Origin of the sequence: Shewanella sediminis HAW-EB3 (assembly GCF_000018025.1) — a bacterium.
Taxonomy (GTDB): domain Bacteria; phylum Pseudomonadota; class Gammaproteobacteria; order Enterobacterales; family Shewanellaceae; genus Shewanella; species Shewanella sediminis.
On record NC_009831.1, the window covers coordinates 2,189,592 to 2,213,369 of the forward strand.

25 protein-coding genes are annotated in these 23,778 nt (G+C 45.4%); 14 read left to right on the forward strand and 11 right to left on the reverse strand.

Going from position 1 to position 23,778, the window contains the following annotated elements:
• Positions 1–398 precede the first annotated feature (398 nt).
• Together SSED_RS09400 and SSED_RS09405 are read left to right on the forward strand one after the other, a co-directional pair.
• Positions 399–836 (forward strand): hypothetical protein, encoded by a 438-nt coding sequence (locus SSED_RS09400; protein ID WP_041421616.1) that lies wholly within the window; start codon positions 399–401, stop codon positions 834–836.
• A gap of 114 nt (positions 837–950) precedes the next feature.
• Positions 951–1,361, forward strand: a complete 411-nt coding sequence (locus tag SSED_RS09405; protein ID WP_012142162.1) for a DUF4279 domain-containing protein — start codon at positions 951–953, stop codon at positions 1,359–1,361.
• A gap of 443 nt (positions 1,362–1,804) precedes the next feature.
• Here SSED_RS09405 and ablB read toward each other — a convergent pair whose 3' ends face one another.
• From ablB to SSED_RS09430, 5 genes are all read right to left on the reverse strand, one after another.
• Entirely contained in the window at positions 1,805–2,719 is a 915-nt protein-coding gene (gene ablB / locus SSED_RS09410) for a putative beta-lysine N-acetyltransferase (RefSeq protein WP_012142163.1), read from the reverse strand.
• Positions 2,706–4,160, reverse strand: a complete 1,455-nt coding sequence (locus SSED_RS09415) for a sodium:solute symporter family protein (RefSeq protein WP_012142164.1) — start codon at positions 4,158–4,160, stop codon at positions 2,706–2,708. Before SSED_RS09415 ends, ablB begins: the two co-directional genes overlap by 14 nt.
• A 2-nt stretch (positions 4,161–4,162) precedes the next feature.
• Positions 4,163–5,356: a KamA family radical SAM protein gene (locus SSED_RS09420; protein WP_012142165.1), complete on the reverse strand. Its 1,194-nt coding sequence runs from the start codon at positions 5,354–5,356 to the stop codon at positions 4,163–4,165.
• 647 nt (positions 5,357–6,003) lie between these two features.
• Positions 6,004–6,576 carry a VOC family protein gene (locus tag SSED_RS09425; protein ID WP_012142166.1) on the reverse strand — a complete coding sequence of 191 codons (573 nt, stop codon included), beginning with the start codon at positions 6,574–6,576 and terminating at the stop codon, positions 6,004–6,006.
• A gap of 52 nt (positions 6,577–6,628) precedes the next feature.
• The gene (locus SSED_RS09430; RefSeq protein ID WP_012142167.1) at positions 6,629–7,168 is read right to left on the reverse strand and encodes a L,D-transpeptidase family protein; all 540 of its coding nucleotides are present in this window, start codon (positions 7,166–7,168) and stop codon (positions 6,629–6,631) included.
• A 171-nt stretch (positions 7,169–7,339) separates the two neighbouring features.
• On the opposite strand from SSED_RS09430, the gene SSED_RS09435 reads away from it, so the two are divergent.
• Positions 7,340–8,179: an ion transporter gene (locus tag SSED_RS09435; RefSeq protein WP_012142168.1), complete on the forward strand. Its 840-nt coding sequence runs from the start codon at positions 7,340–7,342 to the stop codon at positions 8,177–8,179.
• 346 nt (positions 8,180–8,525) lie between these two features.
• Entirely contained in the window at positions 8,526–10,043 is a 1,518-nt protein-coding gene (locus SSED_RS09440; protein ID WP_012142169.1) for an MATE family efflux transporter, read from the forward strand.
• Positions 10,044–10,125: 82 nt separating this feature from the next.
• Here SSED_RS09440 and SSED_RS09445 read toward each other — a convergent pair whose 3' ends face one another.
• A complete protein-coding gene (locus SSED_RS09445) occupies positions 10,126–10,362 on the reverse strand; it encodes a DUF2986 domain-containing protein (RefSeq protein WP_012142170.1) in 237 nt (78 codons plus the stop codon).
• 175 nt (positions 10,363–10,537) lie between these two features.
• Here SSED_RS09445 and yqfB point away from each other — a divergent pair, with 175 nt between their 5' ends.
• Positions 10,538–10,855, forward strand: coding sequence for a N(4)-acetylcytidine aminohydrolase (yqfB, locus tag SSED_RS09450; RefSeq protein WP_012142171.1), 318 nt, complete (start codon positions 10,538–10,540; stop codon positions 10,853–10,855).
• A gap of 342 nt (positions 10,856–11,197) precedes the next feature.
• On the opposite strand, the gene SSED_RS09455 is transcribed toward yqfB, so the two are convergent.
• Positions 11,198–11,653: a hypothetical protein gene (locus tag SSED_RS09455; protein ID WP_012142172.1), complete on the reverse strand. Its 456-nt coding sequence runs from the start codon at positions 11,651–11,653 to the stop codon at positions 11,198–11,200.
• Between the two features lie 358 nt (positions 11,654–12,011).
• Here SSED_RS09455 and SSED_RS09460 point away from each other — a divergent pair, with 358 nt between their 5' ends.
• Genes SSED_RS09460 through SSED_RS09475 form a run of 4 tightly spaced genes read left to right on the forward strand, consistent with a single transcriptional unit; the run spans position 12,012 to position 14,281 of the window.
• Positions 12,012–12,746 (forward strand): DUF1538 domain-containing protein, encoded by a 735-nt coding sequence (locus SSED_RS09460; protein ID WP_012142173.1) that lies wholly within the window; start codon positions 12,012–12,014, stop codon positions 12,744–12,746.
• The gene (locus SSED_RS09465) at positions 12,746–13,537 is read left to right on the forward strand and encodes a DUF1538 domain-containing protein (protein ID WP_041421617.1); all 792 of its coding nucleotides are present in this window, start codon (positions 12,746–12,748) and stop codon (positions 13,535–13,537) included. Before SSED_RS09460 ends, SSED_RS09465 begins: the two co-directional genes overlap by 1 nt.
• Positions 13,527–13,877 (forward strand): P-II family nitrogen regulator, encoded by a 351-nt coding sequence (locus SSED_RS09470; protein ID WP_012142175.1) that lies wholly within the window; start codon positions 13,527–13,529, stop codon positions 13,875–13,877. Before SSED_RS09465 ends, SSED_RS09470 begins: the two co-directional genes overlap by 11 nt.
• The gene (locus SSED_RS09475) at positions 13,874–14,281 is read left to right on the forward strand and encodes a CBS domain-containing protein (RefSeq protein ID WP_012142176.1); all 408 of its coding nucleotides are present in this window, start codon (positions 13,874–13,876) and stop codon (positions 14,279–14,281) included. Before SSED_RS09470 ends, SSED_RS09475 begins: the two co-directional genes overlap by 4 nt.
• Before the next feature lie 63 nt (positions 14,282–14,344).
• On the opposite strand, the gene SSED_RS09480 is transcribed toward SSED_RS09475, so the two are convergent.
• Both SSED_RS09480 and SSED_RS09485 read right to left on the reverse strand, forming a co-directional pair.
• Positions 14,345–14,701 (reverse strand): glutathione S-transferase N-terminal domain-containing protein, encoded by a 357-nt coding sequence (locus SSED_RS09480; RefSeq protein ID WP_012142177.1) that lies wholly within the window; start codon positions 14,699–14,701, stop codon positions 14,345–14,347.
• A 65-nt stretch (positions 14,702–14,766) separates the two neighbouring features.
• Positions 14,767–17,808 (reverse strand): DUF748 domain-containing protein, encoded by a 3,042-nt coding sequence (locus SSED_RS09485; protein WP_012142178.1) that lies wholly within the window; start codon positions 17,806–17,808, stop codon positions 14,767–14,769.
• A 154-nt stretch (positions 17,809–17,962) separates the two neighbouring features.
• Here SSED_RS09485 and SSED_RS09490 point away from each other — a divergent pair, with 154 nt between their 5' ends.
• Positions 17,963–18,982 (forward strand): 2Fe-2S iron-sulfur cluster-binding protein, encoded by a 1,020-nt coding sequence (locus tag SSED_RS09490; RefSeq protein WP_012142179.1) that lies wholly within the window; start codon positions 17,963–17,965, stop codon positions 18,980–18,982.
• Here SSED_RS09490 and SSED_RS09495 read toward each other — a convergent pair whose 3' ends face one another.
• The gene (locus SSED_RS09495; RefSeq protein WP_012142180.1) at positions 18,983–19,390 is read right to left on the reverse strand and encodes a VOC family protein; all 408 of its coding nucleotides are present in this window, start codon (positions 19,388–19,390) and stop codon (positions 18,983–18,985) included.
• Positions 19,391–19,603: 213 nt separating this feature from the next.
• Between SSED_RS09495 and SSED_RS09500 the strand changes: the two genes are divergently transcribed.
• The 4 genes from SSED_RS09500 to SSED_RS09515 all read left to right on the forward strand — a co-directional run bounded on the left by SSED_RS09500 (position 19,604) and on the right by SSED_RS09515 (position 21,622).
• Complete coding sequence (locus SSED_RS09500) at positions 19,604–19,999, forward strand: GNAT family N-acetyltransferase (RefSeq protein WP_012142181.1); 396 nt, start codon at positions 19,604–19,606, stop codon at positions 19,997–19,999.
• A gap of 58 nt (positions 20,000–20,057) precedes the next feature.
• On the forward strand, positions 20,058–20,765 hold the full coding sequence (locus SSED_RS09505) for a DUF445 domain-containing protein (protein WP_041421618.1): 708 nt from the start codon (positions 20,058–20,060) through the stop codon (positions 20,763–20,765).
• 93 nt (positions 20,766–20,858) lie between these two features.
• A complete protein-coding gene (locus tag SSED_RS09510; protein ID WP_012142183.1) occupies positions 20,859–21,209 on the forward strand; it encodes a VOC family protein in 351 nt (116 codons plus the stop codon).
• A gap of 59 nt (positions 21,210–21,268) precedes the next feature.
• On the forward strand, positions 21,269–21,622 hold the full coding sequence (locus SSED_RS09515) for a 5-carboxymethyl-2-hydroxymuconate Delta-isomerase (protein WP_012142184.1): 354 nt from the start codon (positions 21,269–21,271) through the stop codon (positions 21,620–21,622).
• A gap of 95 nt (positions 21,623–21,717) precedes the next feature.
• Here the strand turns inward: SSED_RS09515 and asnB are convergent, their stop codons facing one another.
• Positions 21,718–23,379, reverse strand: coding sequence for an asparagine synthase B (gene asnB, locus SSED_RS09520; RefSeq protein WP_012142185.1), 1,662 nt, complete (start codon positions 23,377–23,379; stop codon positions 21,718–21,720).
• Between the last annotated feature and the right edge of the window lie 399 nt (positions 23,380–23,778).

Here is a 23,778-nt window from a genome sequence, read left to right on the forward strand (position 1 = left end):
ACCTCTTTGTAATACTTTTTCTTATCAGTCGGAAAGGTATGGGTTCCGTCTAGCGACAACCTTTTAGTTAACCAGTGCTTGTACTTTTACAGTATTATTGGTTTTGTGCGGTTAATCTCTAAATTATGCGCAATCAGTTCACGGTTTGTTATTGAGTGAAAAGAAAAAGAGGTGTAAATTCAGTTGGATGAAGGTGTGCAACTGAGTTTTCCCCGAAAGTGTATTGGGTACGATTTATAACGATTCAAGGTAGCAAATTGTTTTCATTTGAATTTTACGGGAAATTGCTTTACACACTTTTACCACAGGCATCGGCCAAGTCCAACAAGCGATTTGTGCCTTGCAAACAACGCAACGCACAAATACTAAGACGTTAGCTAAAAACTCAAGGAAAGAGCATGTTTCGGTTTTTATTTCATACAAACCAGAGTAATTTTCTCTACATTACAAAAGCTTACTCACTACATATGGCTTTTACTGTTCCATTGTTGATGGTTGTATTTTTCCTCCTTAAACCAGATGAAACTCCAAATATTAGTTCACCGTTCTTATTTGTTGTCTTTATTGGGCCAGCCATTGAGACATTGATAATGGCACCTATTTTAAAGCTACTGTTTTTTTGTAACTTGAGAATAGTAGGGACTGCTACTTTGAGCGCCCTTATTTGGGCTGGTTTTCATTCGGTATTTGTACCGATCTGGGGGCTAGGTGTGTTCATTCATTTTTTTGTGCTTTCAATTTCTTACATCACATGGCGCAAGCAATCGTTCAAAGCAGCATTTCTAGTAACGTTTAGTATACATGCTTTGAACAACGCGGTAGCCATGTACATTTAAGCTAACAAGAAAATCAACAAGGACAAAAAACAGTTGGCTTTGGCTCCTTCGTCGCTTATTTGGGCCAACAATTTTTTGTCCATTATTAGGGCGTTAGCTCTCAAGGGAGGGTGAGTGGATACCAATGAAGGAAGAGTTTATTTCGCTTTAGATGGGGATGATTTTGACCCTGATGAAGTTACTAAGTTTCTAGGCATTCAGCCAACCTCAGTTATGAGAAAAGGCAGCAAGGTGGACGGTAAACTACCGAAAATAAATTCTTGGTCAGTTTCAACAGAAAACGTTGTAAATGAGCATATTGATGTATTCGAAATGGCTACGGAAATTATCAATATACTCAAACCTAAAAAAAACCTTATAATTCAGGCTAAAGAACGCTTTAACGTATCTCCGAGGCTCGAAGTAGTTTTGTGGTTTTCAGTTAACGAAGAACACTCGACTCCGGCTATAGGTTTCGAGCCGGAGACGGTATCTTTTTTAGGTGAAATAGGTGCGTTTATAGATATAGATACGTACAAACATTGAAAGCTAAAAAGCGGCAGCACTGGACAAATTTTAGCTGTCACCTTTTGTGCAAGAACACACAAAATCCGCCAACCAAAATTCGCTCTGTGAGCCGGGCGTTACCGCATACCCGATTGCCATACTTTCCCTAATGCCAATAATCATTTTCAGAGCTTAAGCTCTGAAACGTTTATGTCCAGAAATGAGTTTGAGAGTGTAAACCTAAATTGTAAACCTAAATCGAAGAGACAACTTTCTCGCAACCTGAGTCCGGTGTAAACGCGATTGTGACCTTCCAAAACATGGATGAAAATGTATCTTACACTTTTCAGCATCTCCACTATCTGTCTCATATGGATTTGGGAAATGTCTTTAGAAACTGGAACGTCAGGCCAGAGGTTTGGGTAGAGCCCACAAGGCCCGCTAATAGGCCTTGTGGGCTGGTTCTCTTTTCTACTCAGTAGTCAGCATTCAGGACTGAGTGGTTTAGACCAGATATTCATACTTTCTATCTGGCCACTGATTTGAGTGTTGTTAATCAGCCGTCCCTGATAGTGGTAGCCATGTTTGGCAAATGTCCTGTTCATACCAACTGAACCCGCGCGGGCGATGGTAAAAGCCTGACGAAAGCCCAGCTGCTCCATGCAAGATTCCATCTTATTCAGTAGCGCCGCCGCCAGTTGCTGCCCTCTGAATTCAGGTGAAGTCGCGAAGTCCGTCATCTCCACAGCCATATTATCCAAATCCTGCTCGGCAGAGGCTAAGGCGATCAATCGACCCTGGTGTTTGATGCCAAAATAACTGACATTATCGGACATGGTTTCACGTAGATAGCCAGCCTCATGAATAGGGAAGGGATAGCTTGGGAAGACCTCTCGATACATATGGGCCATCTCTTCAACGTACACTTCATCCAATGGGATAACCTGCCAATCAGGAGCTGGCGTTACCTTGGAGAGATTATTGCGGGCCAGAGTGAGTACTTTTTCATGCTCTGCAGTTTTGGTATCTATCTGGCGTTCAGAGTCCAGATATGCACCTAACAATAACGCATCTTCACCTGCCTCTTCACCCACATTTGCGCCCGCACATTCACCCACACCTTCACTCTGTCCAATGGCAGGGTAATACCCTGGCAAGCGTGCTTCCTCGGTAAAGCCGTGGTTGAAAAAATGCTCCGATTCACATTGGCGAACCTTGGCTATTAATTTGCCATAACCCTGTGCTTTGGCTAATTGATACATGGCGGCCGGCAGACAGGTCGGTTCACCTTGCTTCATCGACATCAAATAAACCCGGCTGCTGTTTGGACCATATTGAATACTGGCACCTTCGAGTAGATCACAGGTATCAAACAGGCTGCGATTAATTTCGTTCATAATTGGCCTCCACATCTTGTACATCGGCCGTTAGTTCGGGTGAAATTTTGTAGCCTATAAGCATGATCAGAGCCGACAGAGCCAGACCATAAATGCTCACATCCAGCCCTAAGGCAGTAAGGATCTCGGGTAGTGGCAACAGGCCGGTCATCAGGGCGATGGCGCACAGCCCACCACTCAACATTGAGGCCAACGCCGTGCCGGCTCCTACCTTAGGCCAGAACAGTGCGGCCAGGGTGGGGAATACCAGACCGGAAACCATAAAGCCGTAGGCATACAGAATGGCATCCAGCACCTGATTAGCCTGACTCGCCAACAAGATAGCGGCGAGCCCCAACAGTGCGGTGGCAATCATTGAGATGCGAACCGTCCTGGAATGACTGGCTGGAATTTTGAGTACGTCTTGCGTCAGGTTAGCCGAAGCGGCCATAAGACAGCTGTCTGCAGTCGACATAATGGCAGAGAAGTAGGCTGCAATTATGATCCCTGTGATGCCGATGGGCAACAGATCCCGGATCATCGCAGGCACTGCCATCTCCGGCTCCATATCGGGCAGCAGCACTCTGGCACACATCCCCAGGATGACACCGCTAACAGCCATCAGGGGGAATTCCAGAAAGCCTGCAAGGTACCAGGCGCGCTTAGCCGTTTGCGTATCTCTACAGGCAAACATGCGTTGATACAGTGTCATGGCAATCAGCCAGATCGGGGTAATGGTCAGTAACCAGTTTATGGCTAAAACCGGAGAGATTGCCGTTAATGAGAAGTAGCTTGCAGGCAAGGAGTCCATCAGCCCCTGCCAGCCACCTACTGCATCGAGTGCATAGGGCAAAGCAAACAACGACATGCCTGCAAGGAGAATGAGCCATTGCACACTGTCGGTGTAGATCACCGCCTTCAAGCCGCCAAATACGGTGTACAAAATGGTCACGCCGCCTATAACCCAGAGCATGAGTTGCAGGTTGGATATACCCAATGCCGGTTCGGTCAGTAAGGTTGCCGCAGCTAACTTAGCCCCCGCCAGCATCTGCGCACCGGTGAATCCCAGATAACCAATACAGGAAATCATCGCCGCCAGCATGGCGACTTTGGTGCCAAATCTAATCTTGAGCAGTTCCGGGTAGGTCGACAGTCCGTGTTTCCCTTCCAAAAACTTAACTCTGGGGAGCAACCACACGGCTGAGAGCCAGGCTCCCAGCAAACCGGTAAATAGCAGCCAGGCGCCTGAAAGACCCATACTGAAACCTAGCCCGGCGAGTCCGATGGAGAAGCCTCCACCAACATCCGTTGCAGCGATGGAGAACCCCACGTGCCTGGCTTTAATATTTCGCCCACCGAGATAATAATCTTCACCGCTTTGGTGACGACGAAAATGGTAGTAACCAAACGCTAACAGTCCAATCAAATAGCAGGCAAAAATTGCATAGTCAAAATAATGCATTATTACTCACCCAGCAGGAAAGACATGTCGGCGTTTCGCCCTTCAAAGTTGGTAGCTAAGAGTTTAGTTTCGCCATCGATCACTTGTTTGCGCACGTATTCCGGCTGTACCGGCATTTTACCCAGACCACCAATGCCATCGACGATAAAGGTTGGAATGGCAGGCCCCGATACCCAACCCCGGATGCCATGGTAGATCTCCAGCATACGGTCGTAGCTGACCTGAAACTTGCTGTTACCGGGAGCGGGATCCATGGAGTAAACATAGTAAGGACGAATACCATTGGAGACCAGATCCATGACCAGATCGCGCATCACTTCAACGCTGTCGTTAACTCCCTTGATCAACACGCTTTGGTTACCAAGCATAATGCCGCTGGTGCGCAGCATTGCCATATGCTTCACAAACAATGGAGTGATCTCTTTGGGATGATTAACTTGGGTATTGAGCAGGGTGACGCGGTTTTTAACCAGTATCTGACACAGCTCTGGCGTAATACGTGTAGGCAACTGAGTTGGTAAGCGGCTGCCGATACGCAATATTTTCAGATCAGGCCTTGCTTCACGGATCATGGACAACACCTGGTCTAGCTTGTCATCAGTCAGCAACAATGGATCACCGCCAGAGAGCAGCACATCCTGTACTTCCGGGTGTTCACGTAGGTATTCCACAGATTTGCGGATCCGCTCCATAGAGATAACATTCAGGGGATCTGACACCATGCGCTTTCGGGTACAGTGGCGACAATAGGCGCCACAAATATTGTGTACCAGAAAGAGCACGCGGTTAGGATAGCGGTGAACGATAGAGGTTCCATCAGGCATCATGTCATCTTCAGCCAGCTGATCCCCCATCTCTTGTGGTGCTACATCCATTTCATTTTGCTCAGGAACGTATTGAATGCGGATTGGGCATGCCTGATCGTCCTTGTCCATCAACTGAGCAATATAGGGCGTAATACGGGTGGCGATGACCTTATAAACGTCCTCTTCGACCGGATTGATATTACCGAATACTTTGGAGAGCTCCTTGTCCGTTTTAAAGGAGTGAGCCAATGTTTCCCGCCAGGGACGGCTGGCAACATCAAAGTCCATCAGTGACTGGTAGTCAGCAAACTTATCTTCTTTATTATTTTTGACCAGCTTAAGGGGGATCTGCGGGGTGTACTGCTTAACTTGTATGGATGCCTGAGACATGAAGGGGTTACCTGTAGACGAACTGAATATGGTTACAGTCGTAATGATTAGAGTTCGAACTATTTTCGCATTTATATTGAAATGCTTCAAGAGCGCAGCTGCAAATTATTAACATTTGGCGCGGCAGAAATTAACAAGTAAACCGCGATTTTCAACTCTTCTATCGACTGAACCGCTATAGGAAACCGTCACAACAGACTACGATTTATACAGCTGAAAGAAGGAAAACAACATCTCTGTCAGCTTAGGTAAGTGAAAGTAAAAGGTGAAATTCATGGGGAATCAAAGCTGAAATCAGAATGGTTATAAAAATAATAGTAAAATCAACCTATTGCGCGGGTCTGCAAAGTGGCAGACAGGCAGCTTTATCACGATAGGACTGTAACGATGAAATAGTGGCTATATTAAGAGGAGCTGAAAGCTAAGAGGTTTTACATCAAGCTTTCGCTCGTGTGGCTTGTTCAGAAAATTTAGCGAATTACGGAGGGGTATACCGTGGGTAAAATGATTTTAACTGAATCTAATTAACGCTTGAATCTATATTATTACCCTCTATGGATAACAAGTTAAAACTCTTGGTTAGAAAACAGGAGAGCACTTGGATAAGCGCTCAGTTTTTTAGCTAAGACCAGTCTAGTCCGGTCTAGCTAGGCTTGCTCTGAAGCAATAACATCTTTGATCCCATGTGGGTGAACCTTAATGCAGATACTCCCTTTTTTAAAGGCTATCGTAGGGTTAGCGAGGCGTTCATGCTCTCCCTGAGGTGAGCTCATTTTCACCTTAATCTCCGTCTTCATCTTCAAGACTGATTCGAGTTGCGGCGCTATCTTGAGCAGTTCGTCTCTGAGTTGTTCACAGGTTTTTGCCTGGCAAGGCAGGATTAGTTCTATGTGTTCCCATCCTTCGACCGGGTACGCTTTCTCTCCCGGGTAGGGCAGCTCGACACAATCTATGTTCATCTCGCCAATGATTAAGGGTGAGTGAAGTTCAAAGATTAAGATGGGGCGACCATTGATGATATTGTTGGAGATGACATTGCCAAGGCGCTCAAAATCCTGGCTTAAACGTTTGGCTAACTCCGTGCTATTGACTCTCAAGGCCACATGATCACAAGTTAACTTAAGCTGAGTTAAGCCTAATTCGGAGATGAAGTCGGTGATGCTGTCACTAAAGTTTGACCAGGTATCATCGAGATCCCGGTATGAGATTACAGAGGTCATTATAGGGGTATGTTTCCAGTAAAAGTTGGGCTTAAAAAGTTTGAAATTAGAGTCAGGGCCAGATCTCGATAGGAGTTCCTTCGTCTATCGCGCGCCAAAGTTCATCCATTTGCGCATTGGTTATGGCGATGCAGCCATCGGTCCAGTTAAACCTTTGTGCCTCTTCGGGTGATAAAGATGAATTTGGATTTTGCCCATGGATCATGATCTGCCCGCCGGGATCGAGTCCTAATGCTTTTGCCCTGAGGCTGTCTTCTTCATTGGGGTAGGAGATATGGATTGCGCGGTAGTATGCACTATCAGACTTTTTGTAATCCAGCAGATAACGGCCTTCCGGCGTGCGCTGATCGCCTTCGGTTACCTTGTGCCCCACAGGACGGTCACCCATTGCGATACGATATTTGCGTAGGGTCTGTCCATTGCGCATCAATGCCATGCTCGATTGTGATTTGTCGACAACGACGAGATCTATTTTGCCAATGCTGGTATTAGATGAACTGTAACTCGCACTCTGTAACGAGGTCACCGCAACCGACTGTAGAGAGAAGCCGATAGTGCAGGCAAGTAAGAAAAATCGAAAGGTTCTGTGCATCAAGTAATAGGGTCCGATGATTAAATCGCTGTTATGGTTATCTTACCTTAAATATTAGTTTAGGGGAGGGAGGAATTTAATCCGTTTGGTATTCTCCATGAGAAGTGGCAAAATACTTGGCTGCGCTATTTGGCGTTGCCTCATCTTCTCAATCAAGGAAAGAGTGTCCACATGCAGCAAGATAATCATCAAATACCCGACACTTCGATGAGGTATAAACTGCGAGAAATCATCTTTGGTACCGATACCAAGGCTGGGCGATATTTCGATATAGCCTTGATGATTTGTATTATTATCAGTGTCTCTCTGGTTTTCTTAGACACCATGGCTGGGATCCATGAGCAGTACGGTGAAATCATACGAATATTTGAATGGATCTTCACCGTGATTTTCACCATAGAGTATGCGCTGAGGTTGTATTGTTCGACCCATCCCGTCAGCTATGCACGAAGCTTCTATGGCGTCGTCGATCTCTTGTCTGTTTTGCCCAGTTATCTGGCCCTGTTCTTCCCCGGAGCCAACTTCACCTTGGTCATCAGAATATTAAGGCTCTTTAGAATTTTCAGAGTACTTAAATTGTTACGATATCTTAGTGAGGGCAATGTTTTACTGAGGGCTATGTTACAGTCCGGGCGTAAAGTCTTTATCTTCTTCTTCTCTGTAAGCCTGATTATCATGGTGCTGGGCGCGATTATGTATGTGGTCGAAGGCCCAGAAAATGGTTTCACCTCAATACCTAAGTCAATCTATTGGACCATAGTGACTATCACAACCGTGGGTTACGGTGACATCACACCCGGAACCACTTTGGGTCAGGCTATCGCGGCATTTACTATGTTGCTCGGTTACTCAATTATTGCGATTCCGACTGGCATTTTAACCGTAGAAATATCTCAGGAGATGGGACGAAATAAAGATCTCCGACGATGCAGCAACTGCTTGAAGAAAGGGCATGAAAATGATGCTGAATATTGCGACCATTGTGGCAGCGAATTACAGAGGGATATCTAGCCTGGTAAATATTAACCTGAGTTCAGATTATCTAACTCGGGTACAGGATATTTAATGAGATAGTTATACCCAAGCTACTTCTAAATGCTCGGTTCAGAGCTTCCGTAGGATAGATGAACAAGGCAGTGATTGAAGAGAATGGTTAGTCCCTTTTCAATATCACTAACGCAGTGCAGGTATTCTACGGGAACTCCCGAAGGGCAAGGCGAGAAGAAACATGTTTCTGTGTTATTAAATATAAAATTAGAATGACTAGTTCAGCTATTTAATGCCTTGAACTCTGTCACTTCTCGACATGCTGAATCCTGCATTTCGAGGTCGTTTGGGTATATAGTTAAGGAAAGAGATGACAGTCGCTAAATTTGTTCAAGGTTCGATAATGCGTCACATATTGGTGATGAGCTCCACGGCCGCAGTCGGGATCTCGGCGCTTTTTGTGGTCGACTTAATCGATATCTTTTTTCTTAGTCTGCTCGGCGAGCAAGAGTTAGCCGCAGCCGTCGGTTACGCCGGAACCATCTCATTTTTTACGACATCTATCGGCATCGGTCTGTCCATCGCTCTGGGTGCATTAGTCTCCCGCGCAATCGGGGCGAAGCAGTTAGATATGGCCAAGAGGCTACTGCTCAATAGTGCGGTGGTGACTCTGCTCATGAGCTTATGTGTATCTGCTGTCATGACCTACTTTATTCCTGAGGTGCTTACCTTAGTCGGCGCGACTGGCCATACGGCTGAGCTGGCCGCCAGTTATCTCTATATCCTGGTGCCGTCTCTTCCTATCATCTGTCTGGCGATGGCGTTAGGTGCAGCGTTGAGAGCCGTAGGTGATGCTAAGCTGTCTATGATGTCGACCTTAGCCGGTGGTGGCGTTAACTTAGTTTTTGACCCGATATTTATCTTTGCACTGGGAATGGGAATAGAGGGGGCCGCGGTTGCCTCGGTACTGGCTCGTACTGCAGTTCTCGTCATCGCAGCTCGTGGCGTCATCAAAAAGCATAAACTCTTCGGAGAGTTTGAACTCGATAGCTTTAAGGCCGATTTAAGGCCGATATTTGCCATTGCAGGCCCCGCTATGTTGACTAATGTGGCGACACCTATAGGCAATGCCGTTGTAACCAGGGCAATCGCCGACTTTGGTGATGGGTATGTGGCTGGCTGGGCAGTGTTAGGACGTTTAATTCCCGTTTCATTCGGAATGATATTTGCGCTGTCCGGTGCGATTGGCCCCATTGTGGGTCAAAATTTTGGTGCCCATGAATTTAGCCGGGTAAGAGAGAGCCTCACTAAGGCACTGCAGTTTTGCATCTTATATGTCATCGGCGTCTCTCTGATTTTGATGCTGTTACAAGAGCAGATTGTCTCCATATTCGATATGCAGGGAGATGGCGCCGACATCATTCGTTTTTTCTGTAGTTATATCGCCGTATTTTTTATCTTTTCCGGGGCGCTCTTCGTGGCGAATGCTTCATTTAACAACTTAGGTAAACCTAAATACTCTACCTTCTTTAATGTGGGTAAAGCCACGATCGGCACCATACCATTTGTCTATTTCGGAGCTAAGTGGGCTGGTGTATATGGTGTGTTGATAGGGCAAGTTATCGGGTCTATCATTTTTGCTGTTTTTGGGGTGTTAGCAGCCTTCAGGCTAATCGAAAAAGTTAAACAAACGTCTTTACAGTATGGAGATGCGGAGCCAGTGAATAAAGCCGATGAGGATTTACTGGAAGGCGAGCTTATTCCAAGTAGCCCTAACCCATTGTCCTCTTCCTGTGCTCAGATGGCTCAGATAACGGAGGAGCAGGATTGTGAAGCCAGTAATGAACTGACTAAGTCATTGAAGGCTACAGACAGCAGGGCCGGTTAACTGAAAATGTTAATTTAAGACAATAAAAAGGGAGCCTAAGCTCCCTTTTTATTGTCTTAAATCATATCAAGAAAGATATAGCTTAAGCTTGTTTCGTATCCGTTGGTTCAACTTGTGTGTCCTGAACCTCTTCGACTGAGCTCTGCTCTTCGTCGCTTGGCTTGTTAGCCGATAGTGCCGCTTCGGCTTGCTCTTGAGCTAATGCTTTTGCACGGTCACCTTTAGAGACATATTTTTTGATGGTAGGAGCTGTATGCTTGTTCAGGCGAGCCTTGGCACGTTTCGCCGTCATCTTGATCATTTTCTGTTTTTTGTTCATAAGCTCTCTAGCAATGTGCTTTCATATCTCTGACCTTCAAAAAGTGTCGGCCAGTTGTAAACCGGGAGCGGATTTTAACTTAATCTTGGCCGTCAAGCCATTAAATATGGATTTTCTTGCCACTTATTGGCAAAGTGAACCCCAATTTATCATATCAATAGTTTATTGAGCCTCTATGTCATCTAATAAAATCACATTTTTTCAAAGGTTTGAGAAAGATATTCTCTCTGGCGCGAAAACCATTACATTAAGGGATGCCTCTGAGTCTCATTACAAGGCGGGACAAGGTGTGAGTGTTTCAACCTATGAAACCGACCGTTGGTTTTGTGATGTGATGATCGATTCGGTCGAGTGCATCAAATTTGATGAACTTAATTCTATTCACGCCGAGCAGGAAAATATGACATTACCGGAATTAAGAGAGGTTATTACCGAGATTTATGGTGAGATAGAGACTCTGTGGATGATCAGCTTTCACCTGGTGCGCACTTAAAAGGGTTAAAAGCTGAAAGGGAAGGCTATTGGCGCTACTATGGTCGATGCTTTCCCCTTGTATACCCAAACCACCTCAAGGTGCAGGGTTCAGCATGTCGAGAAGTGACAGAGTTCAAGGCATGAAATAGTAGGACTAGTTATTCTAATTCAATATTTTATAACGCAGAAAAATGTTGCTTCTCGCCTTGCCCTTCGGGAGTTCACGTAGAATATCTGCACTGTGTTAGTGATATCAACAAGGGAATAACCATTCTCTCAATCACTGCCTTGTTCAGCTATCCTACGGGAGCTCTGAAACGAGCATCTTGAGGTAGCTTGGGTATATAACACACCGATTTTACTAGGAGGAGAACTTCTTTCTGTCATCATCGGTGGCGCCTTCATTGCACTCGCCTCTGATTTCGCCGCGCCCGACTTCAATCATTCTGCTTAACTCCATAAACCCTTCCCGACAGTAACCCGTCATGTTCAATGTTTTTGATAGTCCCAGCTCTATCTGTTCCGTCCAATCTGAAAGGTCCGGGGTATAGATAGAGCGCTTGGCAGATTTAGAACGACTCTGTTTCTTTAGTTCCTTGATTCGTTCCTGATGAGCCAGCTCGGTATTGCCGTCTTCAGGCATCTCGAGTTTGGCTTTATAGGTGAATAGCTTGATGCCATTACTTCTTATGTCCGTTTTAAACCTGTCTTTAACCCGATTTTTAAAATCGTCGGGATCGGTTTTGTGGCTGGCACAAGCCGAGATGGTGCTGAGGGCGATGAGTACCGACACTATTTTTATTATATTTTTTAACATATTCGCTCTTTTAATTCTTCACATCTTCGCTAAAGGGGTTACCTTTACAGTTAGCGCAGAAATTTACCATGAAATGTCACCATTGGTAGCAGGATAACTGAAAAGCAAGCAAGTTAGCAGCTTACTGACATTTTTTTACACTCCTCGTTTGGATACTCGTTCGGGTATGGAGCAGTTATATCAAAATTGCTGCCAACTTGATTTCGCTCAAGTATTGATGTGACTCTGTTATTTAGTTGTTGCTATTTATCATGGCGCTGGCACTATTTATATGTGGCATAACCCAAAGGAGAGGGGAGTTTATGGTGAATGTTGGTGTTCAGTTTTCCATTTTCAGATTGAATGATTCGGAGATTAGATGGCCGCAATTATAAAACTGCTCCAATCCCTGTTATCGAGTTTTAAGGACCTGATTCCTATCATTCTCGTGGTCGGATTTTTTGAGATTTTTGTTCTACAGCAAGCGCCTGATAACCTCTTTTCTATTCTAATCGGCCTGGTGTTCATCGTTTTTGGTTTGACATTTTTTGTATTCGGACTGGAGATGGGCTTGTTTCCCATCGGTGAATCTTTGGCACAAGCCCTGGCCAGAAAGGGCAGCGTGTTTTGGTTGGTCATTTTCTCATTCTCTTTGGGCTTTGGGACGACATTAGCGGAGCCTGCGTTAACTGCTGTGGCGAATGAGGCTGCGGAGGTCGCAGCGGAGGCCAATGCCATTGCGATGACAGAAGAGGCGATGGACAGCTATGCGATGGGGCTGAGGTTAACCGTCGCCATATCGGTTGGCTTGGCCATTTTACTCGGCGTTGTTCGTATTCTTAAGGGCTGGCCGATTCATTATATTATCATTGGTGGTTATGTCACTGTGATGATTCTGACCAGTTTTGCGCCTGAGAATATCATTGGCATCGCCTATGACTCGGGTGGGGTAACCACTTCAACGATCACGGTCCCTCTTGTTACAGCTTTAGGGGTTGGTTTAGCGACGGTCATTAAAGGACGTAATCCTATGTTAGATGGCTTTGGTTTAATCGCGTTTGCCAGCTTAACGCCGATGATATTCGTGCTTATCTATGGGATGGTGGTGCTGTGATGGAGATGCTAACGAATCTGCTTACCACTTTCTTATTGACTGCAAGGGATGTGATCCCCATTGCGGTTATCCTGTTTGGTTTCCAACTCGGGGTATTAAAACGCCCTATAGCAAATCTACGGCAGGTTGTGCTTGGGTTTGTTTACGTGATTGTTGGCCTGAGCCTCTTCCTGGTCGGGCTAGAGCTGGCACTGTTCCCCATAGGTGAGAGCATGGCAGAGCAGTTGACGTCGCCTGAATTTATTCACCCTGAAGCCGGGGTTCACGCACCTACCGTTTGGCAAGATTATTTATGGGTCTATATATTTGCTGCAGCCATAGGTTTTAGCACGACCATAGCCGAGCCTTCGTTAATTGCGGTTGCGATTAAAGCGAATGAGGTATCGGCTGGAGCCATTGGTGTACAGGGGTTACGGATATCGGTGGCTATCGGTGTCTCTTTTGGTATCGCGTTAGGTTGTTTTCGGATTGTCGTTGGCGATCCGATTCATTATTACATCATGGCCGGGTATGTCATTGTGGTTATCCAGACTTTTTATGCCCCTAAGCTCATCGTGCCATTGGCTTATGACTCGGGAGGGGTGACAACATCAACGGTTACCGTCCCCTTAGTTGCGGCTTTGGGCTTAGGTTTAGCCACAAATGTAGAGGGGCGAAACCCGCTTATCGATGGGTTTGGTCTGATCGCTTTTGCCAGCTTATTTCCCATGATATCTGTGATGGGATATGCACAAATAGTTGAAAAATTAAATAAGAGACGTTCGTTAAAGGAGCAAAAAGATGCGCTTTAAACTCATTATCGCATTTGTAGATGATGTCACTACCAACAGTATTGTCGACGCTGCTAGAAAGGCGGGTGCGACAGGCGCGACAGTAATCAATCACGCCCGAGGCGAAGGGTTAGAGAAGAAAAAAACCTTTATGGGGCTCTCTTTAGATGTTCAACGGGATGTGATTCTGTTTCTGGTCGAAGAACATAAGAGCAGAAGTATTCTTGAAACAATCAACCGAGTCGGTGGGTTTGATATAAACCCGGGTCAAGGGATAGCAATTCAGATTGATGTCGAAGATGCCGTTGGGGTTGCCCATCAGGTTCAGAAGATTAGTAAAGATATTGAGGATGAGTTATGAGCCACCGCAAGATAGTCCGAAATTCAGATGTGATGACTGAGAAGTTTGTTATGGTTGACGGGCTTCATACTGTCGCCGATGCCATCGAGCTCGCCAGCGCCCAAGACGTGAGAGTACTGCTCGTCAATAAACGTAATGAAGACGATGAGTTTGGTATGGTATTGATGAGTGATATTGCCAAGAAGGTGCTGGCAAAAGATAAAGCGCCAGAGCGGGTGAATATCTATGAGATCATGATCAAACCAGTATTATCTGTCAGCCCTGAGATGGATGTCCGCTATTGTGCTCGTTTGTTTGAACGATTTCGTATCACAAAGGCGCCGGTGATTGAGGCAGGTAAAATCTTAGGTTTAGTGAGTTATCATGATTTGGTGCTTAAAGGGATGCTGGCTGAAAAGCAGTAACAGCGGGATATGGCAAAGTGTTGAAAAAATAGCGAGCCGGGAGGCTCGCTATGTTCGTTTATGTTATGCGAATCGTTTATCCAGATAATTGATAATATCTGAAGATTCATACATCCAACGGGTCTCGCCGTTCTCTTCTATTCGCAAGCAAGGGACTTTAGCATGACCGCCCTGACTGACAAGCCTTGTCTTGTGGTCATCTTGTTTTGCGTCGAGAGTCTCAATATTGAGTCCTTGACGACGCATTGCGCGACGAACTTTGACGCAAAATGGGCAGGCTTTGTATTCGTATAGGGCTAGTAATTTCGTTTCGGCATCGATTTTAGACTGCTCATCCTGCGGACGTTTACGTTTCTTTGGGGCGAAAATGAAATTAAGAATTAGGATTATACGGCCTAGAATCCAACGAACAATAAACATGAGCTACCTCTGAATAAGTCAAAATCCGCCAGAGTGTAACCCATGTCACAGAATTATCAAATCTTTTAATCAGCCCCTAATGTCAGTAGCGCCTCCTGTGCGCCCTGATTGATATCGATGCGACTGTCGAGTAAAAATATTCTATTTGCCGGCACCTTATCGATATCGACCAGATGTGTTTTCACGGCTCTGGCCCTATCGCTGGCAAGGGTGCCCAACATATTGTCATCTACCACCTGCCGGTTAAGGCAGGTGTTGTAGAGGGCGATATGCCACTGAGTCAGTAGCTGTGGCTCACTAAGAGCAGAGTCTTGTTCATGACTCTTGCTAATTTGCTGTTTCAGTTCGTTGGCATCTTGCATTAATTCAGTTTCATACAAGGTGATGAGTGCTGCTGAGAGTGGCCCTTGTGTCGGGTAGGTACTCGGCGAGAGTGCTTCCGGCAACTCCTCAATCTCAAGCTGGCTCAGCTGAGCCAGTTTGTGCCACAGAGCTTGCTCTTGCAGCACACGGCTGTCGGTGGCCGAGTCGATGGCACCCTCGATACTCAAGGTTAGCTTAGGTCTGTCGAGAAGGGCGGTGGCAAGTGTTGCCAGCTTACTGCTCTGATCATCCGATATCCGGGCGTTACCGGCACTGAATTCAATCTTATCGAGCTCTTCATCGTCACCAAATATCCCGGCGAGCAGGGTAAATGGCGCAGTAACGGCTTTAGTGATCACATTGGTCAATGCCGTCATCACAATACTCCCTACACTAAAGTCCGGAGAGTCCAGATCGCCCGACACCTCGAGTCCTAAATCGATAACACCATGTCTGTCTTGTAACAGGGCTATCGCAAGCGTTACGGGTAGGCTGGTGGCCAGGCTACTATCGCTGGGCTCTCCAAGCTTTAACTGATTGACGACGATATGATTGCTGCCGTTTAGCTTGTTGTCTTTTAGCAGGTAGCTTAGCTCTAATGAAAGCTGCCCCTTATCGATATAATATCCGGCATAGGTGCCTGAATAAGGGTTAACGGATGTGAGCTCCACACTGTTAAAGTCAAGATCGAGATCCAGGTAGGGTTGTTCGAGTAAGGGGTTAATCTCTCCTTTGAGTGTGACGGGGGCATATTTGTCAATTTTTCCCTTTATATCGACAACCGCGGCTTTGTCCGATGACGAGGAGAGTTGACTTACGCTTCCCTCTACCTGTTCAATACTTGCCGCAAAGTTGGGGGTCAGTGAGTTATCGGCAAAGAAGGTCGAACCGTCAGAGACTGTGATCTTACCTATCTGTATCGCTAAAGGAGCTTGTTGACTGGCATCTGTTTGCTCAGGGGCATTTTTACCTGTCTCTGTCTTGTCTGCAGCAGATTCGGCCGTACTCACAAACAGCTGTTGGAAGTTAGTGCTTTTATCTTCAGCTATGATGATGCGGCTGTAGGGTTGAGATAAATTAATCTGACTGATAGCTAATTGCTGTTTTTCCTGATCAAAGCTTAACTCTTCTATTGCCATTGACTGCCATTTCAACAATGTCTTTTTGTGCAGGTTGTCTTTGACCAGCAGCTCGTTGACTGTGATATCTCCGGTAAAGCTTATATCATCGGCGGAACTTGCCTCTAAGCGACCGCTTGAGTTGAGTTCACCATTTTTTACCGTGATATTAATAAAGGGGGCCAGATAGGGCTGCAATTGCTTTAAAGAGAAACCTGCCAGTTGCAGCTCTGCATTAAGGTGCTGCTGATTGACCTCTACCTGGCCGGTCGAGGTTAACTTGCCTTGACCGTTGATACTCAAGTCTAAATTGTATTCTATAGGGGAGTTGAAATCAGACTGTATTGCCCCTGTTGTCAGGTTTATCGGAGCGATGTGCCAGGGCGTATTTTTGGTGAGCAGACTTTCTTGTAAGTTCAACGCATAATCTTTTACAGAGACTCCACCTAAGGTCGCAGACCAAGGTGTCTGTTCATTCGCCTCAGGCTCATCTACCTGCTTCGACTCACTGTCATCGGCCTTAGAGATAAAGCTCGGCATAAATAGCGGAATGATATCGATTCCCTGAGGTGTTATACCTGCGTTCAGATCCAGTTTTTCGCTATGCAGACGTTCAACCACTACCAGTTTATCTTCAAGGTTGAGCTCTATGCCTTCGAGGGCCAGTAATGGCAAGGTCATCAGAGGACGCTGTTCATGGGAAAACAGGATGTTTTCTAAAGAAAAGGCCCCTTGGTTGGTGACCACTTGAATCGGCGCCTGATTCGATGTTGCGTGCGACGTGATTTCAAAATGGCTCTTAAAATTCAACTGTCCGGTGTCGAGCTTAGCTTGAAAATCATCGGAGATAAAAGACCAAAACTGTGGCAATTTTATTGCGGTTAACTTTAATTCGCCAACGATATTGAGGGGAGATACCTGTATCTGTCCCTGTGTGGAAATCTCGCCCCCTTCATCTCCTACAAAGTGAATGGAAAAGTGATTTCCTGAAGCGGCACTTGCTATCTCATTTAAGGTATCGAACGCTTTCACCTTCAGGTTGACAGCCGGGTAATGTATCTGGCCGTTGGTGACGTTATCCGAATACAGAAGATCGGCGTTAGCAATCGACAGGTTTTCAACTATCACATGGGGTAAAGCATTCGCTTTATCTGGTGGCGCTTGAGGTACTTCGGAAGACTTTGCCAGCTCAGCCAGAATATCTGAAAAGTTAAACTGAATTTTTTGCTTCGAGTTTAAGCGTTCTATAAAAACGAAAGGGGCGTTCAATGTCACATGGTCAATGCTGATCGCTCCATTAAATAGGGAGTGCCAAAAACAGAGTTCAAAATTTAGCTTATCGAAACCGATAAAGTCACCATGGTCTGTCTCATCGATTCTAAAGCCAGTTAAGGAGACGTTAAGAGTGAAGGGGTTTATCTTGACTTCATCGAGCTGTACAGGTCTTTTTAACATAGCGCCCAATTGCACCGGAAGCTGTTTTTCGACGGCGTAGGGAACAACCAGACCTAAGATACCGGCGAAGAAGAGATATGAAGCTAATAGAGCAGAGAGGTATCGCTGATACTTAGGTAATTGTTTATATTTCTTCGACAGACTACTGAATTTTTCCCTAATAGCGGACATACTTACCTTATCATCTATAAATAACTTTGATCCTTTTGCTAGTTTAGCTAACTTGATAGATTTGTAATAGAAATCTCTGGTAAAAAAAGCTCACTTGCTCGGATTCGAGTCAATTTTCAAAGCGGAATAATTAATACAATTGGTATAAAAGCAGATGACAAAATTTTATTTTGATGGGCAGGGGGTCGATGCTCGACCCGATGAAACTGTGTTAGATGCCCTGCTCAGAGAGGGACATCCGGTTAACTACTCGTGTAAGAAAGGCAGGTGCAAAACCTGCTTAGTGCAGCACCTTGAAGGGGAGTTAATGGCGGGAGCCCAAAGAGGGCTCACATCCCGCTTAAAAGAGAATCATTATCTGTGTTCCTGTCAGTGCCGGCCAACCCAGGGCCTTAAATTAAAATCTGTATTAGCTCAGGATCTGTTTATTCCGGCGAAACTGTACTCTAAAGAGTACCTGTCTGATTCTGTCGTTAAGTTGAAGATCGAGGCTGCGGAGAAAATAGAACACAAGGCGGGCCAGCACATCAATTTACGCCGATTCGATGGTCTTACCAGAAGTTATTCCATTACCAATGGGGCTTATTCTGAGTTCATAGAGCTGCATGTCAGAAGAAAGTACAATGGCCAGTTTAGTGATTGGCTGTTCAACCATGCCAGCATCGGGGAAAACATATTAATTCAGGGGCCATGGGGAGATTGCTGTTATTCGACAGATTTTGTCGACGATACCTTGATCTTGATCGGTAGCGGGACCGGCTTGGGCTCTGTGTATGGTATTGCCAGAGATGCATTGGTGAGCGGCCACAGGGGAGAGATATATCTCTATCATGGTGCCAGAAACTTCGAAGAGCTATATCAACACTCAACCTTGTTGAAGATGATGATGGAATATCGAAACTTTACTTATCAAGCCTGTATAGAGAGTGATAATGAGGGGGAAGAACACCTTTCTGGCCGTGTGCTTCAGGGCGACCCCTTCGACGTGGCAATGAGTCGACACCCGTTCGACAGGAGTATACCTTGCGATAGTCAGAATCGTTTTTACCTGTGTGGTGAGCCAAGCTTTGTCTCTAAGGGACAAGAGACGATATTTTTAAACGGCACACCATTGGATAGAGTACACGTGCTATCTTTCGACTATAAAGATCTCAGGAGTCGAGCACGGGATTAGCTATACAGTCTTATTGTCATCGTCTACTGCCGATTTGAGGTAACTGATTGCTGCGATAATTGCGCCTTGGGGATCTTTTATCCAGCAAAACCGGCCCACGCGAGGGATATCTTCCGGGCCATATAATAGCTCACCTCCTAATGACTTGGCCTTGATAGCGACGCTGTCCACATCCTCTACCGTGATGTAACCTGTCCAATGGCTTGTCTGTTTGGGGCAGGGGTTGGGTGTGATCCCCCCGATTGCAACGCCTTGATTTTCTATTATGTGATAGGGGCCATGGCCCAGATGTATGGTTTTAAATTCCCAGCCAAAGACTTCTCCGTAGAAAGTGATTGAGTCTTCACAATGGTTTGAAGTTAGCTCGTGCCAACTCAATGCACCTGATGTCGTGAAAGGTGAGCCCATCTTCAGCTCCTTAATGAGCAACATATATGGATAAAGTGTAGTTCAGCTTTAAACTTTTAAAATAAAGCTGAGTATATTGTTTTTCGCTAATAAAATTATTAACCTATGATAAGCTGATGTAACAGCAAGAGAAGTTACCGGTACCGGTTAGATTAAAGTTACCTTTTTTGCCCGTGCCTAAGGTATTGTTGGTCACCATTTCAAGGAATGAAAATGCAGATAAGAATAGCGATAGATGAAGATCTTGAATCTTTAGCACTTATGTTCGATGAGTATAGAAAAAGTTTAGGAAAGGAGTCTGATCCTCAGGGAGGGAAAGAGTTCATCGAGTCCAGGTTACTCGAAAATGACTCGGTTATTTTTATTGCTCTACGTTGTGGTGAGCCGGTTGGCTTTATTCAGTTATACCCGTCATTTTCATCCAGCTTACTAAAACCTTTGTGGTATTTTGATGACCTCTATGTAGCCGAGTCGTTTCGTGGCCAAGGGATTGCCAGAGACTTGGTCGCAAAAGCCAAAGAGCTTGCCGATGAAACTCAGGTCCTCGCCGTTCGACGGGAAAGGTTGGAAGGGGATGGATTTGTGCCTATTGAATCATTCTCCATTTGATTAATGCCGAATACTCTATGGTATTATGGCAAGCTTAGTTAATTTTGGAGCTAGTAGCTTGAATAAGAGCGTTATTACAAACCTGATCGCAGCCGCTTTGGTTATGGCTGGGTATTTTTTTGCATCCCCGATTATCATCAGTATCGGATTATTTGCACTCTCCGGAGCCGTCACAAACTGGCTTGCGATTCATATGTTGTTTGAGAAGGTACCGGGGCTTTATGGCTCAGGTGTCGTTCCATCTCGTTTCGAAGAGTTCAAAGCCGGGATCTCTCACTTGATGATGAAACAGTTTTTTACCGACGAAAATATAGACCGCTTTTTGTCGGAGCAAGGTGGCGGTGAATCTCATATCAATCTGCAACCTGTGATTGAACAGGTCGATTTGACGCCGGCATTCGATGCCTTAGTCACAACCGTTGAGCAGTCATCATTGGGTGGCATGCTGGCCATGTTTGGAGGAAGTGAAGCCATTACTCCCTTGAAGGAGCCATTTATCGAGAAGATGAAAAGCTCTTTGGTTGAGCTATCCCAAAGTGAAGAGTTTTATGCCCTGCTTAAGAGTGAGTTAGAGCAGCCCGACGTGCTCAATGATATGCGCACAAAAATCAATGAAATTGTCACTCAGCGACTCAACGAATTGACACCGCAATTAGTCAAAGAGATCATTCAAGAGATGATAAAAGAACACCTCGGTTGGTTGGTTGTTTGGGGTGGCGTTTTTGGTGGGGTCATTGGCTTCATAGCGGCAATGCTAAAGATCTGATATTCAGTTAAATATAAGGGAACTTCGGCTCCCTTTTTGTTATCCGTAAAGCTATGCTATAAGAGAGTCTGTGAAGTTATTAATGGAGTTAAAATGGATCAGCATAACAAAATCAACTATCTGGAAATTCCTGTAAAAAATCTGGCTCAAACTAAAACCTTTTTTAGCCGGGCATTTGGCTGGGACTTTACGGATTATGGGCCGGAATATAGCTGTTTTAATCAAGCCGGGATCGCGGGGGGATTTTACCTGTCGCCTCACTCGTTCGAACTAAACAGAGGCTCGGTGCTGATAGTTATCTATTCAGATGATCTGCTTGAATCCATTACTGGTGTTGAAGCCGCTGGCGGCACTATCACTGAGCCGGTATTTTCCTTTCCTGGTGGCAGAAGATTTCACTTTAAAGATCCCAATGGAAATGAGTTTGGGGTTTGGTCGCAGTAGTTCAGCAAGAGTAGTTAAGTAAGAGTAGGTTAATCAGAGCCGTTTAACAGGAGTCGCTTATGCCTCATTGTATAATCGAATATTCGGCGCCATTAGCGCACGAGATTGATATTAAGCAATTCGTTCAACTTGTCCATCATGGTGCGATAAACTCTGGCTTGTTTGAACGCTCGGCTATTAAGACAAGGGCGATTCGCTGTGGTGATTATCAGGTGGGCGATAACCATCTAGGTAGTTTCATTCATATCACAATAAAAATCATGCCAGGACGAACCGATGAGCAGAAACAACATCTGCTGTCGGCTGTGTATGATTCTGTCTCCCCTGAAACAACTTGTGTGTGTAGCCTGACTCTTGAGGTGATAGATATTAATGCAGCGGCTTATGCTAAGCACTTAACCTGTGGTCACTGATTTTATCGACTAACTGAGTACGACTAACTGGGTGTTACTAATAAAAAAGCGGTGATAATTTTGATTACCACCGCTTAACTAAACATGCTTAATGATTAATAGGCCTGTTCATGAACCGAGCGCACCGCTCGTCCCGATGGGTCTATGATACCTTGCAGGCTCTCATCCCATGCTAAGGCTTCAGGTGTCGAGCAGGCTACCGATTTGCCGCCTGGAACCGTTTCAGCGGCTGTAGGCAGTGGGAAGAGCTCTTCAAAGAAGCTGCGATAGAAATAAGCTTCCTTAGTTTCAGGTGTGTTATAAGGGAACCTGAATTTTGCGTTCGCTAATTTAAGGTCGTCAACTTTCTCTTCGGCCAGCTCTTTCAAACCATCAATCCAGGAGTAGCCCACGCCATCACTGAACTGCTCCTTTTGGCGCCAAGCCACCTCTTTAGGTAACTTGTGTTCGAAGGCTTGACGAAGAATATGCTTCTCAATCTTGCCATCTTTAGACATTTTGGCTTCCGGGTTAATGCGCATTGCGACATCCATGAACTCTTTGTCGAGGAAAGGTACACGTGCTTCCAGTCCCCAGGCAGCCATCGCCTTGTTTGCACGCAGGCAATCGAACAGGTGCAGTTTATCAAGTTTTCGTACTAACTCTTCGTGGAATGCCTGAGCGTTTGGCGCCTTATGGAAGTAGAGGTAACCGCCAAATAACTCATCGGCGCCTTCACCTGATAGCACCATCTTTATGCCCATGGCTTTAATTTTCCTTGCCATCAAGTACATAGGTGTCGCGGCGCGAATGGTGGTGACATCATAAGTTTCCAGATGATAAATCACATCTTTGATCGCATCGATACCATCCTGGAAGGTAAAGGTGATCTCATGGTGAATCGTTCCAATTGCATCGGCCACTTTTTTGGCGGCAATCAAATCTGGTGCACCTTCAAGCCCCACGGCAAAAGAGTGAAGTTGCGGCCACCATGCACTGCTCTCACCATCATCCTCGATGCGACGCTTAGCGAAGGTCTGAGTGATTGCTGAGATAACCGAAGAGTCGAGGCCGCCGGAGAGTAAGACACCATAAGGGACATCAGACATCAACTGACGCTTTACCGAGGCTTCAAGCGCATCTCTGAGCTCTTCGACACTGGCCGGGTTCTCTTTTACCGCATCAAACTCTCGCCAGTCACGTTGATAGTAATGAACGTAACCCTCGCTGCTGGTCATATAGTGACCGGGCTTAAACTCTTCTACCGTTTTACATACCGGCATCAAGGCTTTCATTTCCGAAGCGATATAGAAGTTACCCTCTGCATCGAGACCCGTGTAAAGCGGGATGATCCCCATATGGTCGCGACCGATCAGATAAAGATCTTTGCTCTTATCATATAAAACAAAGGCGAATATACCGTTAAGTTTGTCCAGAAACTCTGCACCATACTCCTGATAGAGGGATAGGATCACTTCACAGTCAGAGTTGGTTTGATAGCTGTACTTATCGCCTAACTCGGCCTTGAGTTCTTTGTGGTTATAGATCTCACCGTTGACAGCAAGAATGATGCTTTCGTCTTGGCTGATCAGAGGTTGAGCACCGTGTTCAATATCGACAATAGCGAGACGCTCGTGAGCGAGAATAGCTTTATCACAGCTGTAGATCCCTGACCAATCGGGACCGCGATGACGAAGTAGTTTAGACATCTCCAGCGCAACCTGACGAAGTGGTGTTGCATCAGACTTAATATCTAAAATGGCAAATATTGAACACATAGGCTATCTCCAGCAAAACGGTGTAAATCTCAATTGAGTGTTACTTTGCCAGCAATTTTTCATTTTGCCAAATGCTGAATTGACAAATCCTCGATAAAACCCGGGTTTTGAGCTTGATTAGCTCGACTTTTGGTGGGTGAAAATAAAGAAACCGTAAAGTGCGGTGCATTTTGTTGTGTTATCTTCAGTTGTCGGCCGTTGTGGGGCTAATAATTTAATTATTAGCAATGAAAATATTATTGTTTAAACAATATCTAAAAACAGCGATTTAGCGCGATTTATATACCGAGCAGTCTAAAAGTTGAACTATGACTTTATGCAAAGCGTCCATAACAATGATTATTGATACAAAGGTACAGGTTTCTATAGCGCGGGGCGGCTTTACAGCTATTTGATGCA

Excerpts from the sequence above, each read along its gene's own strand:
- SSED_RS09515 (WP_012142184.1), top strand. The coding sequence starts at position 21,269 with ATGCCTCATTGTATAATCGAATATTCGGCGCCATTAGCGCACGAGATT.
- SSED_RS09500 (WP_012142181.1), top strand. The coding sequence starts at position 19,604 with ATGCAGATAAGAATAGCGATAGATGAAGATCTTGAATCTTTAGCACTT.
- SSED_RS09420 (WP_012142165.1), bottom strand. The coding sequence starts at position 5,356 with ATGTCTCAGGCATCCATACAAGTTAAGCAGTACACCCCGCAGATCCCC.
- asnB (WP_012142185.1), bottom strand. The coding sequence starts at position 23,379 with ATGTGTTCAATATTTGCCATTTTAGATATTAAGTCTGATGCAACACCA.
- SSED_RS09490 (WP_012142179.1), top strand. The coding sequence starts at position 17,963 with ATGACAAAATTTTATTTTGATGGGCAGGGGGTCGATGCTCGACCCGAT.
- SSED_RS09460 (WP_012142173.1), top strand. The coding sequence starts at position 12,012 with ATGGCCGCAATTATAAAACTGCTCCAATCCCTGTTATCGAGTTTTAAG.
- SSED_RS09425 (WP_012142166.1), bottom strand. The coding sequence starts at position 6,576 with ATGACCTCTGTAATCTCATACCGGGATCTCGATGATACCTGGTCAAAC.
- SSED_RS09415 (WP_012142164.1), bottom strand. The coding sequence starts at position 4,160 with ATGCATTATTTTGACTATGCAATTTTTGCCTGCTATTTGATTGGACTG.
- SSED_RS09445 (WP_012142170.1), bottom strand. The coding sequence starts at position 10,362 with ATGAACAAAAAACAGAAAATGATCAAGATGACGGCGAAACGTGCCAAG.
- SSED_RS09440 (WP_012142169.1), top strand. The coding sequence starts at position 8,526 with ATGACAGTCGCTAAATTTGTTCAAGGTTCGATAATGCGTCACATATTG.
- SSED_RS09475 (WP_012142176.1), top strand. The coding sequence starts at position 13,874 with ATGAGCCACCGCAAGATAGTCCGAAATTCAGATGTGATGACTGAGAAG.
- SSED_RS09470 (WP_012142175.1), top strand. The coding sequence starts at position 13,527 with ATGCGCTTTAAACTCATTATCGCATTTGTAGATGATGTCACTACCAAC.
- SSED_RS09510 (WP_012142183.1), top strand. The coding sequence starts at position 20,859 with ATGGATCAGCATAACAAAATCAACTATCTGGAAATTCCTGTAAAAAAT.
- SSED_RS09485 (WP_012142178.1), bottom strand. The coding sequence starts at position 17,808 with ATGTCCGCTATTAGGGAAAAATTCAGTAGTCTGTCGAAGAAATATAAA.
- SSED_RS09430 (WP_012142167.1), bottom strand. The coding sequence starts at position 7,168 with ATGCACAGAACCTTTCGATTTTTCTTACTTGCCTGCACTATCGGCTTC.
- yqfB (WP_012142171.1), top strand. The coding sequence starts at position 10,538 with ATGTCATCTAATAAAATCACATTTTTTCAAAGGTTTGAGAAAGATATT.
- SSED_RS09495 (WP_012142180.1), bottom strand. The coding sequence starts at position 19,390 with ATGGGCTCACCTTTCACGACATCAGGTGCATTGAGTTGGCACGAGCTA.
- SSED_RS09465 (WP_041421617.1), top strand. The coding sequence starts at position 12,746 with ATGGAGATGCTAACGAATCTGCTTACCACTTTCTTATTGACTGCAAGG.
- SSED_RS09480 (WP_012142177.1), bottom strand. The coding sequence starts at position 14,701 with ATGTTTATTGTTCGTTGGATTCTAGGCCGTATAATCCTAATTCTTAAT.
- SSED_RS09455 (WP_012142172.1), bottom strand. The coding sequence starts at position 11,653 with ATGTTAAAAAATATAATAAAAATAGTGTCGGTACTCATCGCCCTCAGC.
- SSED_RS09435 (WP_012142168.1), top strand. The coding sequence starts at position 7,340 with ATGCAGCAAGATAATCATCAAATACCCGACACTTCGATGAGGTATAAA.
- ablB (WP_012142163.1), bottom strand. The coding sequence starts at position 2,719 with ATGAACGAAATTAATCGCAGCCTGTTTGATACCTGTGATCTACTCGAA.
- SSED_RS09400 (WP_041421616.1), top strand. The coding sequence starts at position 399 with ATGTTTCGGTTTTTATTTCATACAAACCAGAGTAATTTTCTCTACATT.